We start from the raw sequence: 13,454 nt of genomic DNA on the forward strand, positions 1-13,454 counted from the left end.
ATCCCGGTGACACCGGAAGGCCGTACGGCCGAGCCGGTGCAACCGGTACAGGACGCCGGGGCGGCCCGCTTCGATCCGCGCCGGCTCGTGCTGGAGCACCTCGACGCGGTCACGCCCGCGCTCGAGTCCCTCGCATCCAACGCCGACACGCTCGCTACCTGGGGGGTGGAGCTGGCCGAACGGCTGCTGGCCGGTCAGCGCCTGCTGGCGGCCGGGAACGGCGGGGCCGCCGCCCCGGCCCCGCACCCCCCCGCCGCGCTCGTGGGTCGGTTCGACGGCGAGCGCGACCCGTTCTCCGCGATCTCGCTGCACGCCGAGAGCTCCGCCGTCACGGCGATCGCCAACGACTACGGGTTCGACCCCCTCTTCGCGCGTCAGGTGAAGGCCCACGGCCGCGCCGGTGACGTCCTGGTGCTGCTCAGCACGAGCGGCAGGAGCGCGAACCTCCTCCACGCCGTGGATGCGGCACGCGCGATCGGCATCACCACCTGGGCGCTGACCGGTGCGGGCCCCAACCCGCTGACCGATCGCGTGGACGAGCACGTGGCGATCGACGCCCGCTCGGCGAACGCGCAGGAGGGCCATCTGATCGCCCTCCACGCGATGTGCCGTGCCTTCGACGCCGCCGTCGCCCACCGGCGGGAGGCGCAGCGATGAGGATCGTCGTCGTCGGGGACGTGCTGCTGGACACCGACCTGTCCGGGGGCGCCGGGCGGCTCTCACCGGACGCGCCCGTGCCCGTGGTGGACGTCGACCGCGTGCAGCGCCGTGCCGGGGGTGCCGGGCTCGTGGCACGGATGCTCGCCGCGGACGGTCATGACACCGTGCTGGTCACGGTGCTCGGGGAGGACGACGCCGCGACCCTGCTCCGCACGGAGCTCGACGGCGTGACGGTGGTGTCCGGTCCGTCCGGCGCGCCGACCCCCGTGAAAACCCGCGTGCGGGCTTCCGGGCAGCCGGTGGTGCGCTTCGACGAGGGATGCGCGACACCACCGGTCCCCGCCGTCCCCGCAGCACTGCTCGCAGCACTCGACGGGGCGGCCGCCGTCGTCGCCGCCGACTACGGTCGCGGTCTGCTCGCCAACGACGAGCTCCGGGCACGCCTGGAGACACTCGCGGCGTCCGTCCCCGTGGTCTGGGACCCCCACCCCGCCGGCGCGCAGCCGGGCCCCGGCGCCGCGGCCGTCCCCCCGAACATCGGCGAGGCGCTGCGCTTCTCCGGCGTCGAGGGTTCCGGTACCTCCGCGGCCGCCGCGGCGGCGGAGGTGCTGCTCGACCGCTGGCGCAGCCGCGCCGTGCTCGTCACCATGGGGGAGCAGGGGGCCCTGGTCTCCGCCGCCGGACTCCTGCCCCAGGTGGTCCCCGCGCCGAAGGTGACGGCGGCGGACCCGTGCGGGGCCGGGGACCGCTTCGCCTCCGCGCTCGCCGTCGCCCTCGCCGGCGGTGCCGCCGTCGACGCCGCCACGCAGCAGGCCGCGGAGGCCGCCGCCCTGTTCCTCGGCTCGGGGGGCGTGGGTGCCATGGGCCGCAGGCGCGACAAGGCGCCGGAGCAGCTGCCGGTGGACGGACTGGACGCGCTGAACGTGGTCCGCCGGACCCGGGAGGCCGGCGGCACAGTGGTGGCCACCGGAGGGTGCTTCGACCTCCTCCACGCCGGGCACGCCCGGACGGTCGCGGCGGCGCGGGGCCTCGGGGACGGCCTGATCGTCTGCCTGAACTCCGACGAGTCCGTGCGCGGGCTCAAGGGGGAGAGCAGGCCGATCATCAAGCAGGAGGACCGCGCCGAGCTCCTCGCTGCCCTGGAGTGCGTGGACGCCGTCCTGGTCTTCGGCGAGTCGACACCGGAGAACGCGATCTCCCGCCTCCAGCCCGACATTTGGGTCAAGGGCGGCGACTACGCCGCGGAGGACCTCCCGGAGGCCACCCTCATGAGCAGCTGGGGTGGGCGGACGGTCACCGTGCCCTACATCCCCGCCCGCTCCACCACGAAACTCGCAGCCGCCCTCGCCCGCGTGGGCTGAGCGGCTGCAGACCTGCGCCCGGTGTCATCGGGCGGACGCAACGAAAGGAACGAACATGACGGAGAACGCATCGGCCAGTGGCTTCAACCCGGGACGCGTCCTGGTGACCGGAGGGGGCTCCGGTCTCGGAGCGGCGATCGTCCAGGGCGTGCTCGCCGCGGGCGGCACCCCGGTGGTCCTGGACCGCGACATCAGCCGCGTCAGCGGGGTCAAGGCCTACGAGGTGGACGTCGCCGACCGCGAGGCCGTGGAGAAGGCGGTCAAGGAGGCCGCGGAGACCCTGGACGGACTCGACGCCGTGGTCACCGCCGCCGGGATCGACCGCTGCGGGGCGCTGGACACGGTGCCGGCGGACCAGTGGGAGAAGGTGATCGGCGTGAACCTCATGGGCACGGCGTCCACCGCCCGCGCGGCGCTGCCCTACCTCAAGCAGACCCACGGCCGCGTGGTCACCATCGCCTCCACGCTCGGCATCAAGGCCGTGGGCGACGCCACCGCGTACTGCGCGTCCAAGTTCGGCGTCATGGGCTTCTCGCAGGCCCTCGCCGCCGAGACCACCGGTCAGATCGGCGTCACCACGATCATCCCCGGCGGCATGAAGACCCGCTTCTTCGACGACCGCGACGAGCAGTACAAGCCGCAGGACGACTCCCGCCTGAACGACCCCGAGCGCGTGGCCGAGGCGATTCTCTTCGCGCTCTCACAGCCCAGGAGCTGCGAGATCCGCGAGATGGTCATCGCCCACGCAGAAGAAGGCTCGTGGCCCTGAGTTCGGCGACGTCCGCGTAGACGGCGTCGGGCCGGACGGCGGAGACCAGTGAGTCGTCGTGCTCGCAGCGTTCCGCCGTCCAGCCCACCTGGGTGACGTCCACCCCGCAGACGGGACACGCGATCACCCAGGCGAGGTGGACGCGGTGGAAGGTACGGCCGATCGCCCCGGCGTTGATCATGTTGCCCACCCAGTACACGCCCACCGTCGGCGTGCCCACCGCCTGGGCCAGGTGGCGCGGTCCGCTGTCGTTGCCCACCATCACCGCACTGCGGTCCAGCACCCCCGTGAGCTCACCCAGGCCCAGCGTCCCGGCGAGGGAGCGGACGTCCGCGCCCGGGGACACCTCGAGGGCCAGCCGAACGATCTCCTCGGCCATCGGCACGTCCGTGGCGTCCCCCACCACCACCACCTCGCACCCCTCCGCGGCGGCCCGGACGGCGACCTCCGCGAAGGACGACGCCGGCCAGCGGCGCCGGGGGTCGGTGGCGCCGGGGTGCAGGGTGACCACGGTGCCGTCCCCGGTCAGCGCGGCGGCCGCATCCACCTCCTCGGGGCGGACCTCCACGCGCGGTTCGAGGTCCACGGCCACGGCGCCGGCCAGACCCACCACCTCCAGGGCGCGGAACACCTCGTGCTGGTAGTAGACGTACGGGACGGTGCGCTCCAGCTCCGCCGCATCGGGCGTCCGCGTACCGATCGTGTGCCGGGCGCCCAGCCGCAGCAGGAACGGGTTCGAGTTGCGGCCGCCCCCGTGCAGCTGCGCGGCGAGGTCGAACCGGCCGCGCACGTCCTCGAAGAACGCCTCGACCGCCGCCGGATCGGGTTCACCGGGCCGCACGCCGGGGGAGACGGGTAGCTCCACGACGGCGGACACCGGACCGGGCCGGCCGCTCAGGAGCGCCGCGTGCGCGGGCATCCCCAGGAGGGTGATCTCCGCCTCCGGGTAGCGGTCCTTCAGCGCCGCGATGGCCGGTAGGGCGAACATGAGGTCCCCGAGGCCGCCCCCGCGCAGCACGGCGATGTGCCGTACGTCCTCGAAGGGGGCGAACACGGGGCCCACGGAACGGGCCGTGCCGTGGCGCCCGCCGAGGTCCGCCGTCGTCTCCTGGCGCATGATGTCCTTCCCGTTCCTGTCCTGGCCCGTGTTCCGGGGTCCGTTCCCGGCCGCTGCCGATCCCGTGCCGTGTCCCGCACCCGGCACCGCGGTGCCGGGTGTCGTGCCGGCGGAGCCGCGGATCCGCCCGGCTCCCCGGCCACACTATGCCAGGCGCGCCGAGGAGGAGTCCCGACCATGTCCCGCCCTCGGCCCGGGTATTTGCCCCCGGACTGTGTGAAGGATCGGCGGCCTGGGTATGGGAAGAGTAGCCGTGCACCCGGTTGCGGCGGGTGGCACGGCCACAGGCAGGACGACGACGAGGAGCACCATGTCCGGCATGACCCAGGAGAGCCCCCTGCTGCAGGTGGAGGGCGAGCGGTCCATCACCATCCAGGACCCCCGGGACGGCAGCGACGTGGGCACGCTCGCCTGCGCCGACCGTGAGCAGGTGGCGCTCGCCGTCCCCCTCGCCCGCACCGTGCACCCCGAATGGGCGGCCACCAGCCCCGCCGAGCGCGGAGCGGCGCTCCGGCGTGCAGCGGCGGCGCTCCGGGCCGGTGCGCAGGACCTCGCCGAACTCAACACCCGGGAGACCGGCAAACCGCTCGAGGACGCACTGGGCGGTATCGAGGCGGGGATCTCCACCCTCGAGCAGTACGCGGAACTGGGCCCCGTGCATCGCGGGCTGAGCCTGCGCGGGGCGGTCCTCGCCACCGACTACACCGTGGCGGAACCACGCGGCGTCGCCGTGCTGCTGACACCGTGGAACGATCCGGTGGCCGTGGCGGCAGGGCTGATCGGGGCCGCGCTGGTGACCGGCAACACTGTGATCCACAAGCCGAGCGAACGCTGCCCCCACGTGGGTGCGCTGCTCGGACGCCTGCTGCAGCCGGCCTTCCCTCCCGGGGTGTTCACGACGCTGACCGGCGATGCGGGGACGGGACACCTGCTGACCACGGAATCCGGCGTGGACGTCTTCGCGCACGTGGGTTCCAGTGCCACCGGTGCGCGGATCGCGCGGGCCGCGGCCCTGACCGGCGCCCACGTGATCAGGGAGAACGGCGGCAACGACCCCCTGCTCGTCGACGCCGACGTGGATCCGGTGTGGGCGGCGGGTCAGGCCGCCCTGGGTGCCTTCGCGAACAGCGGCCAGATCTGCACGTCCGTGGAGCGCATCTACGTGCACCGCGACATCGCCGAGCCATTCCTCGCGGCGCTCACCGAGGAGGCCCGGAGCAGGAACGCCGGGAGCTTCGCCCCCCTGGTGGACCGGCGCATGCGCCGTGTCGTGGACGAGCAGGTGGGTGAGGCACTCACCCTCGGAGCGACGTGCCTGGAGGGCGGTGCCGTCCCGGACGGACCGGGCGCCCACTACCCGGCCACCGTGCTCACCGACTGCACCGAGGCGATGACCCTCATGACCGAGGAGACCTTCGGCCCGGTGGCCCCGGTGACGGTGGTGGACAGCTTCGAGGACGGGCTCCGGCTCGCCGCCGCGGGCCCGTACGGGCTGGCGGCCTCCGTCCTCACCGGGAGCATCGCGCACGCGCAGCAGGCGATCGCCGGCCTGAGCGTGGGGACGGTCAAGGTCAATGCCGTCTTCGGCGGGGCACCCGGAGGCGCCGCGCAGCCGCGCGGCATCAGCGGTGCGGGCTTCGGGTACGGTCCGGAGCTGCTGGACGAGTTCGCCCTCGTGAAGGTGGTCCACATCAGCACACCGCCGGCGAGGGCGCACTGATGGAGGAGGCGGTCGACGGCGCGCACGGTGAGCTGTCCGAGGTCCGCGGACCCGCGGCCTGGCTGCCGGCCGCCATCGCCGACCGCGCACCCCGCGTCACCGTGGTGGGCGACGCCATGCTGGACGGCTGGTGGAGCGGCACCATCGAGCGTTTCTGCCGGGAGGCACCGGCCCCGGTGGTGGACATCACCCGCCGGGACTACGCCGCCGGTGGGGCGGCCAACACGGCCATGAACCTCGCGGCGCTGGGCGCACGCGTGCGCATGTGCGGGTTGATCGGGGACGACGACGCCGGTACACGGCTGCGGGCCCTCCTCGACTCCGCCGGTGTGGACACCACCGACCTGCTGCAGGATCCGCGGGTGTCCACCACCACCAAGTACCGGATCCTGGGCGGTGACCAGGTGATGCTGCGGCTGGACGACACCCAGGACCGGGTGCCGGTGGCGGCGGTCGAGGCCCTGGCCGCCCGGGTACCGCACGCCGTCGCCGGTGCGGACGCGGTGATGGTCTGCGACTACGGCTCCGGCGCGCTCGGCGGACCGGTGCGGGAGGTCCTCGGGCGGGCCGGGATGATCGCTCCCGCCACCCTCGTGGTGGTGGACGCCCACGACACCGCGGCGTGGTGCTCCCTGAACCCGGACATCGTCACCCCGAACGCACAGGAGGCCGAGCAGGTCCTCGCCCTGCGCCTGGATCCGCGCACGGACCGCTCCGCCGTGGTGGGGCAGCACCGGGAGCGGCTGCTCGCCGCGACCAACGCGGCGGCCGTGGTGGTGACCCTGGACCGTGACGGCACGGTCCTGCTCGCCCGCGACGGCGAGGTGCACCGCACCTGGGCGCGTCCGGCCACCGAGAAGCAGGCCTCCGGGGCGGGCGACACCTTCGTGGCGAGCCTCACGGCGGCCAGGGCTGTGGGGCTGCCGCTCACCACGAGCCTGGACCTGGCCCAGGCCGCGGCCGACGTCGTGGTCCACCGCCCCGGCACCTCGGTGTGCACCACCGCCGATCTCACCTCCCACCTGCAGCAGGTCGCCGACACGGCGTTATCCACCCCCGAGCTCCTGCGCGAGGTCGCGGCCCACCGGGCGGCGGGGCGGCGGATCGTGCTCACCAACGGGTGCTTCGACGTGCTGCACCGCGGCCACACCCGGTACCTGAACCAGGCCAAGCAGCTGGGCGACATCCTGGTGGTGGCCCTCAACGACGACGCCGGTGTGCGCAGGCTCAAGGGCCCGGACCGCCCGATCAACCCGATCGCGGACCGCGCGGGGGTCATTGCCTCCCTGAGCTGCGTGGACTACGTCACCGTGTTCGACACCGACACCCTGGTACCCCTGATCGAGCAGCTGAGGCCGGACGTGTACGCCAAGGGCGGCGACTACACGGCCCAGATGCTCGAGGAGACCCCCGCCGTGGAGGCGTGCGGCGGCAGGGTGAGCATCCTCGACTACGTGCCCGAGCGGTCGACGGCGGCCGTGGTGCGGCGGATCCGGGCCACACCGCTCGCCGAGGACGCCCCGTGAGCTGACATCGCTCGGGGACAGGGGCCCCGACGCCTCCGGTGAGGCGCCAGGCATGGATCTCCCCTCGGGTGCGCTGCACCCGGACGGGATGCTCATCACGGTGCCGGACCGTGACACAGACACTGCCCGGGTGGTCCCCGGGCCAGTGACGGCCCTCCCGTCCGGGAGTGCCGTGCGGAACCGAAGCGACACGAAGGAGCACACCATGGCAGATCCGAGTCCCATCGACATCCAGAAGGCCCTGGGCGGCATGGAGTACCCGGCGTCCAAGGCGGACATCGTCTCCCACGCGAAGGACAAGGGCGCCGACGACGCCGTCCTCGACGCCCTCAACGGTCTCCCGGACCGGGAGTACGATTCGCCCACGGACGTGAACAAGGAAGCCTCCAACTAGGAGGACCCCGGGTGCGGCGCCCCTCCCCGGGAGGGGCGCCGTTCCCGGACCGGCACGAGGCGCGGAGAGGTATGCCATGAAGAGGCCGGTCCCCTCCCCGGGGCGTGGGAGCGCCCCGGTCCGTTCCGGTTCGACGGGCCGGAAGAGGGGCGGGGAGGGGCCGGTGACGGTCATCATCGCGTTCACCGCCAATCTCCTCGTGGCGGGGGCCAAGTCGTTCGCCGCCCTCGTCACGGGGGCGGCGGCCCTGACCCCCCAGGCCGCGCCCTCCCGGGCGGCCACCGGCAACCAGATCTTCCTCCTGGTCGCCGAACGCAAGTCGAGGCGGCACCGGGACCGTTCGCCCCCCATGGGCTACGGACGCGAGGCCTACGTCTGGTCCATGTTCGCCGCGTTCGGCCTGTTCACGGCGGGCGCCGTGGTCTCCATCACGCACGGCATCCAGCAACTCCTCGAGCCGGAGTCGGCGGGTGACTACGGCATCGCCTACGCCGTCCTCGCTTTCGCGTTCGTGCTGGAGGGCATCTCCTTCCTCCAGGCCTACCGGCAGGCGAGGAAGGCCGGGAGGGAACGCGGTACCAGCACGCTCCGGACCGTGTCCGACTCCTCCGACCCCACGTTGCGCGCCGTCTTCGCCGAGGACTCCGCGGCACTGGTGGGGCTCGTGCTCGCGTTCACCGGGATCCTCCTGCACCAGGTGACCGGTTCACCCGTGCCGGACGCCATCGGGTCCATCCTCGTCGGGGTGCTGCTCGGGGTGGTCGCCGTGATCCTGATCGACCGGAACCGGCGCTTCCTGGTCGGGCAGGCGGTGTCGCCGGACCTGCTGGACCTGGTGGCGGGACGGCTCGGCGCCCATCCGAGCATCGAGCGGATCACCTACCTCCATCTCGAGTACGTGGGGCCGGGACGGCTCTACCTCGTCGCGGCGGTGGGCCTCGTGGGCGACCACGTGGGGCACGACGTCGCCGTGACGCTCCGGGCGGGGGGGCGGGCCGTCGAGGAGCACGAGCACATCGAGGAGGCCGTCCTCACGCCCTCCACCCCGGACGAGCCGACGCCCGGGCGCGGCCCCGCCGCACCCGCTCCCGTGCACGGCGGTGGGCGCGACTAGACGCCCGTCGCATCCCCCGGGGTGTCCACCGGTGGCGCCGGCGGGGCTGCGGGGGCGGGGGGGCCGCCGTCGTCGGGTGAACCGGGGATGTTGACCATCCAGTCGACGCCGAGGCGGTCCCTGCACATGCCGAAGCTGTCCCCCCACGGTGCGGGGGAGAGCGGCATGATCTCGGTCCCGCCCGCGGCCAGGGCCTCCCAGTACCCCCGGAGCTCCTGCTCGTCGTCGCCGCTGACGGACAGCGCGTGACCGGCCGGCGCGGTGTACTCCATGCTGTTCGGGGTGTCCGCCGCCATGATCACCTGGCCCGAGGGTGTGGTGAGGATCGAGTGCATGACCTTGTCCTGCTCCGCCGGGTCCTCGCTCACCCGGTAGTCCGCGAAGGTGGCCACCTGCAGTTCACCGCCGAACACCGACCGGTAGAAGTCCATGGCATCCCTGGCCGTGTCCCTGAAGTTCAGGTAGGTGGTGATCGTCGCTGCCATGGGTGACCTCCTGCCGGGTGGCTCGCGCCACGTCCTGTCCGCTGATAGGAGGGATTATCTCCGACCCGGACCTCGGGTGGAAGAGCTGTACTGCAGCCTCACGACGATGTGGATCCGGACCGCGGGCCCGAGGGCACCGGCCACCTTCTCCCCGAGGGAGGCGACGGTGGCAGCGGGCAGACGATCAGACCGTCGAGCTCCCTGCGTGCCCTGCGGTGGGCGGAGAGCTCCCCGGGCGAGAACGACGACGGCTCCCGGGGGCGGAGGGGATCGCTTCCCGCTCCGACGCCTCCCGGTGGAGGGCGGACAGAACGAAACCCCGCACTCCGGGCGGCGAGACCTGGAGTACGGGGTTTCGAGGTGCACCCCCCGGGACTTGAACCCGGAACCCATTGATTAAGAGTCAATTGCTCTGCCAATTGAGCTAGAGGTGCGAGGCGTTTTCCTTCCCGGTGAGTACCGGTGGGGTCATCCGCAACAGCATTGAACTCTACCAGCAGTCCTGCGGAAACCCGAAATCGTGGAGATTCCACCGATCAGGGGGCCCGGCGGGGCGGGCAACCCCAGGACGCGGAACAACTAGGCTGGCGGGATGACGAACGCCGCAGTTCCCTCCGTCCGAACGCTCAGCGTGCCCTCCCGTGAACTGCTGGAGGCCCTGACGGACGTGTCGTCCGAGGTCGACGTCGTGCTGTGGGACTTCCGGGACGCCCCCGAGGGCTGCGACCCGGCGGACCTGGACGCCGTCGTCCTGCCGTACACGGGCCGGGACCGCGTCGGTGAGGCCCTCCGGGACCTGCCCCGGCTCGCACTGGTCCAGACGCAGTCCACGGGCTACGACGGCGTCGCGGACCTCGTCGGCCCCGACGTCGCGATCGCCACGGCGTCGGGTGTCCACGCCGCCGCGACCGCCGCGCTCGCCGTCGGACTCGCGCTGGCCTCGCTGCGGGGCATCGACGACGCCGTCCGCCGGCAGGCCGCGGGCGTGTGGCGCAGCGACCGGTACCCGGGGCTCGCGGACCGCCGGGGGCTGCTCGTGGGGGTCGGCGGGATCGGGGGGGGGATCCGCCGGCGCCTGGGGGCGTTCGAGGCCGAGGTGGCGCGGGGGGGCAGCGCGGCGCGCGGCGACGAGCACGGCCACGTGCACGGCAGCGACGAACTGGGGGCGCTGGCGCCGCACCACGCGTCGTCATCCTGATCACCCCGCTCACCGACTCCACGCGGGGGCTCGTCGACGCCGAGGTCCTCGCGGCGCTGCCCGACGGCGCGCTCGTGGTCAACGTGGCCCGGGGGGCCGTGGTGGACACGGACGCCCTGACGCGCGAGGTGGGTGCCGGCCGGCTGAAGGCGGCGCTCGACGTCGTGGACCCGGAGCCGCTCCCGGAGGGGCACCCGCTCTGGCACGCCCCGGGCGTGATCATCACCCCGCACGTGGGCGGGAACACCGATGCCTTCGCCCCCCGCATCCTGGCCCTGCTGCGCCGGCAGGTCGAGGCCCTGGGCGCAGGGCGGGAGCCCGGGAACCTCGTCCGGCGGGGGCCGTGGGCCCAGGGCTGACGCCCCCGCCTCCCCGCGGGGTCCGCGACGGCAGGGCGTCAGGCCCGCGCGATGAACTCCTCCATGAAGGCGGAGAAGTCGATCAGGTCCAGTTCCTGGCCAAGGCTCAGCGGCCTGCCCGGACCGACGTCGAGCACGTGCTCCGCCCGCACGTCGAAGCGGAAGATCCGGCCCGTGCTGGTGCCCACCTCGTAGCTGCCGTCCTCGTCCCACTGCAGGGCGTGGGCCAGGTTGGTCATGTTCACCTCGGCGGGCACGCCGGCGGCGGTGATCGCCCCGAGGTGCACCGGTGCGATCATCAGCTCGGTGGGCCGCCACCGGTAGCCCACCACGAAGGCGGTCAGCGCGTCCGGAGCGCCGGTGGAGGATCCGGTGCCGGGCGCCGGGCCGTCGTGCGGCAGACGATCGGCGAACACCAGGTTGTAGGCACCGAAGTTCGGGATCTGCCCGTCGAAGACGTGGTGCAGGGCATCCTTCAGGTCCTGACCGCCGTCGAGCGGCTGGGCGGGCTGGTGCGGTTCGTCGTGGGTCATCTCGGGGCCATCGCGGTAGGTGTCGTCGGACCCCCGCGGGGAGATCGCCGCCGCTGACCGTGCGGCGCGCCGCCGTCCCCGCCGCGGAGATCCACACTGTACCGGAGGGGACGGAGGCCGCACGAGAGGGGATCCGCTCCGGCCCGCGCCCGGCCGCACGGCCCGCGACCTGCATGTAACAGGCAGGTCATCCGGGAAAACATGATCGTTGCACGGGCCTAGACTCGACCCATGAGCGTGGAGACAACCCCAGACATCAAACCCCGGAGCCGCGTCGTCACGGACGGCATCCATGCGGCCCCCTCTCGCGGTATGCTCCGCGCCGTAGGGATGGGCGATGACGACTTCGCCAAGCCCCAGGTCGGCGTCGCGAGTTCCTGGAACGAGATCACCCCCTGCAACCTGTCCCTCAACCGGCTGGCCCAGGGTGCCAAGGAGGGCGTCCGCGAGGCCGGCGGGTTCCCCATGCAGTTCGGCACCATCTCCGTCTCCGACGGCATCTCGATGGGTCACGAGGGCATGCACTTCTCGCTGGTCTCCCGCGAGGTCATCGCCGACTCGGTCGAGACCGTCATGCAGGCCGAGCGCATCGACGGCTCCGTCCTCCTGGCCGGCTGCGACAAGTCCCTGCCGGGCATGCTGATGGCGGCGGCCCGCCTGGATCTCGCCTCGGTGTTCCTCTACGCGGGCACGATCATGCCGGGCTTCGCCAAGCTCGAGAACGGCACCGAGAAGGAGGTCACCCTGATCGACGCCTTCGAGGCCGTGGGCGCCTGTGCGGCAGGCACCATGAGCCTCAAGGACCTCGACAGCATCGAACGCGCCGTCTGCCCGGGCGAGGGCGCCTGCGGCGGGATGTACACGGCGAACACCATGGCCTGCATCGGCGAGGCTCTCGGCATGTCCCTGCCCGGGTCGGCCGCTCCTCCCTCCGTCGATCGACGACGCGACACCTTCGCGCAGAAGTCCGGCGAGGCCGTCGTGAACCTGCTGCGTCTCGGCATCACGGCGCGCGACATCATGACCAAGAAGGCCTTCGAGAACGCCATCGCGGTGACCATGGCCTTCGGTGGCTCCACCAACGCCGTGCTGCACCTCCTCGCGATCGCGCGCGAGGCCGAGGTGGACCTCACGCTCGAGGACTTCAGCCGCATCGGCGATCGGATCCCGCACCTGGGTGACCTCAAGCCGTTCGGGCGCTACGTGATGTACGACGTCGACAAGGTGGGCGGGGTGCCGGTGATCATGAAGGCGCTGCTCGACGCCGGCCTGCTGCACGGCGACTGCCTCACCGTGACCGGGAAGACGCTCGCGGAGAACCTCGCGGACATCGATCCGCCGGACCTCGACGGCAAGATCCTGCGCGCCCTCGACAACCCGATGCACAGCACCGGGGGCATCACCATCCTCCACGGGTCACTCGCACCCGAGGGTGCCGTCGTGAAGAGCGCCGGGTTCGACGCCGACGTCTTCGAGGGCACCGCACGCGTGTTCGAGCGCGAGCAGGGGGCACTCGACGCCCTCGACGAGGGGCGGATCCACGCGGGCGACGTCGTCGTGATCCGCTACGAGGGCCCGAAGGGCGGGCCGGGGATGCGCGAGATGCTCGCCATCACCGGCGCCATCAAGGGCGCCGGTCTCGGCAAGGACGTGCTGCTGCTGACCGACGGCCGCTTCTCCGGGGGCACCACGGGCCTGTGCATCGGTCACGTGGCACCCGAGGCCGTGGACGGCGGGCCCATCGCCTTCGTGCGCGACGGCGACCGCATCCGGGTGGACATCGCCGCCAAGAGCTTCGATCTCCTGGTGGACCCCGTGGAGCTGGAGGAGCGCAAGGTGGGCTGGGAGCCGCTCCCCGCGCGCTACACCAAGGGCGTGCTCGCCAAGTACGCCAAGCTCGTCCACTCGGCCTCCCAGGGTGCCTTCTGCGGCTGAGCGGGCGGAACCCGGGGCGGGGACGTGAGTCCCGCCCCGGGTACGACCCGGACGGGATGGTCCACCCAGCGGACACCCTGTCCACCATGTGAGACGCGTGCTGCGCCGGTTGACACCCTTTCGCGAGGGCGAGGAAACTACAGGTATGCAGCTCGAACCCGTAGTCGTCATCGTTATCCAGCGCGTGGCCTGAAGCCCGACCGGTAGACGACTTCAGTCACGCGCAACCCCTCACGGAGCCTCACCGGGCCGAGGGGTTTTTTTGTTGACACGACCTGTCGAC

General features: G+C 72.7%; 13 protein-coding genes and 1 tRNA gene. 10 read left to right on the forward strand and 4 right to left on the reverse strand.

Going from position 1 to position 13,454, the window contains the following annotated elements:
• The first annotated feature begins 36 nt into the window (after positions 1 to 36).
• The 3 genes from AC792_RS07465 to AC792_RS07475 are packed head-to-tail and all read left to right on the forward strand — an operon-like array spanning position 37 to position 2,790.
• Positions 37 to 657 carry a D-sedoheptulose-7-phosphate isomerase gene (locus AC792_RS07465; RefSeq protein ID WP_049829953.1) on the forward strand — a complete coding sequence of 207 codons (621 nt, stop codon included), beginning with the start codon at positions 37 to 39 and terminating at the stop codon, positions 655 to 657.
• Complete coding sequence (locus tag AC792_RS07470) at positions 654 to 2,021, forward strand: PfkB family carbohydrate kinase (RefSeq protein WP_049829929.1); 1,368 nt, start codon at positions 654 to 656, stop codon at positions 2,019 to 2,021. Before AC792_RS07465 ends, AC792_RS07470 begins: the two co-directional genes overlap by 4 nt.
• A gap of 55 nt (positions 2,022 to 2,076) precedes the next feature.
• Positions 2,077 to 2,790: an SDR family oxidoreductase gene (locus tag AC792_RS07475; RefSeq protein ID WP_049829930.1), complete on the forward strand. Its 714-nt coding sequence runs from the start codon at positions 2,077 to 2,079 to the stop codon at positions 2,788 to 2,790.
• Here AC792_RS07475 and AC792_RS07480 read toward each other — a convergent pair.
• Positions 2,756 to 3,907, reverse strand: a complete 1,152-nt coding sequence (locus AC792_RS07480) for a glycosyltransferase family 9 protein (protein ID WP_049829954.1) — start codon at positions 3,905 to 3,907, stop codon at positions 2,756 to 2,758. The genes AC792_RS07475 and AC792_RS07480 overlap by 35 nt on opposite strands.
• A gap of 310 nt (positions 3,908 to 4,217) precedes the next feature.
• On the opposite strand from AC792_RS07480, the gene AC792_RS07485 reads away from it, so the two are divergent.
• The 4 genes from AC792_RS07485 to AC792_RS07500 all read left to right on the forward strand — a co-directional run bounded on the left by AC792_RS07485 (position 4,218) and on the right by AC792_RS07500 (position 8,661).
• Positions 4,218 to 5,627, forward strand: a complete 1,410-nt coding sequence (locus tag AC792_RS07485; RefSeq protein ID WP_049829931.1) for an aldehyde dehydrogenase family protein — start codon at positions 4,218 to 4,220, stop codon at positions 5,625 to 5,627.
• Entirely contained in the window at positions 5,627 to 7,153 is a 1,527-nt protein-coding gene (gene rfaE2 / locus AC792_RS07490) for a D-glycero-beta-D-manno-heptose 1-phosphate adenylyltransferase (protein WP_049829932.1), read from the forward strand. Before AC792_RS07485 ends, rfaE2 begins: the two co-directional genes overlap by 1 nt.
• A gap of 205 nt (positions 7,154 to 7,358) precedes the next feature.
• The gene (locus AC792_RS07495) at positions 7,359 to 7,547 is read left to right on the forward strand and encodes a DUF2795 domain-containing protein (RefSeq protein ID WP_049829955.1); all 189 of its coding nucleotides are present in this window, start codon (positions 7,359 to 7,361) and stop codon (positions 7,545 to 7,547) included.
• A gap of 163 nt (positions 7,548 to 7,710) precedes the next feature.
• On the forward strand, positions 7,711 to 8,661 hold the full coding sequence (locus tag AC792_RS07500; RefSeq protein ID WP_049829933.1) for a cation diffusion facilitator family transporter: 951 nt from the start codon (positions 7,711 to 7,713) through the stop codon (positions 8,659 to 8,661).
• Here AC792_RS07500 and AC792_RS07505 read toward each other — a convergent pair.
• Positions 8,658 to 9,146 (reverse strand): VOC family protein, encoded by a 489-nt coding sequence (locus tag AC792_RS07505; RefSeq protein WP_082177562.1) that lies wholly within the window; start codon positions 9,144 to 9,146, stop codon positions 8,658 to 8,660. The genes AC792_RS07500 and AC792_RS07505 overlap by 4 nt on opposite strands.
• A 361-nt stretch (positions 9,147 to 9,507) precedes the next feature.
• Positions 9,508 to 9,580: transfer RNA gene (locus AC792_RS07510), tRNA-Lys, on the reverse strand.
• A gap of 158 nt (positions 9,581 to 9,738) precedes the next feature.
• Between AC792_RS07510 and AC792_RS18005 the strand changes: the two genes are divergently transcribed.
• The gene (locus AC792_RS18005; protein ID WP_326947887.1) at positions 9,739 to 10,344 is read left to right on the forward strand and encodes a hypothetical protein; all 606 of its coding nucleotides are present in this window, start codon (positions 9,739 to 9,741) and stop codon (positions 10,342 to 10,344) included.
• Entirely contained in the window at positions 10,344 to 10,703 is a 360-nt protein-coding gene (locus tag AC792_RS18010; RefSeq protein ID WP_326947891.1) for an NAD(P)-dependent oxidoreductase, read from the forward strand. The genes AC792_RS18005 and AC792_RS18010 overlap by 1 nt, the downstream gene beginning before the upstream one ends.
• A gap of 38 nt (positions 10,704 to 10,741) precedes the next feature.
• Here AC792_RS18010 and AC792_RS07520 read toward each other — a convergent pair whose 3' ends face one another.
• Positions 10,742 to 11,236 carry a hypothetical protein gene (locus AC792_RS07520; RefSeq protein ID WP_049829934.1) on the reverse strand — a complete coding sequence of 165 codons (495 nt, stop codon included), beginning with the start codon at positions 11,234 to 11,236 and terminating at the stop codon, positions 10,742 to 10,744.
• A gap of 231 nt (positions 11,237 to 11,467) precedes the next feature.
• Here AC792_RS07520 and ilvD point away from each other — a divergent pair, with 231 nt between their 5' ends.
• Positions 11,468 to 13,171: a dihydroxy-acid dehydratase gene (ilvD, locus tag AC792_RS07525; protein ID WP_049829935.1), complete on the forward strand. Its 1,704-nt coding sequence runs from the start codon at positions 11,468 to 11,470 to the stop codon at positions 13,169 to 13,171.
• Positions 13,172 to 13,454 lie beyond the last annotated feature (283 nt).

Origin of the sequence: Arthrobacter sp. RIT-PI-e (genome assembly GCF_001187915.1) — a bacterium.
In the GTDB taxonomy this organism is placed as follows: Bacteria; Actinomycetota; Actinomycetes; order Actinomycetales; family Micrococcaceae; genus Arthrobacter_D.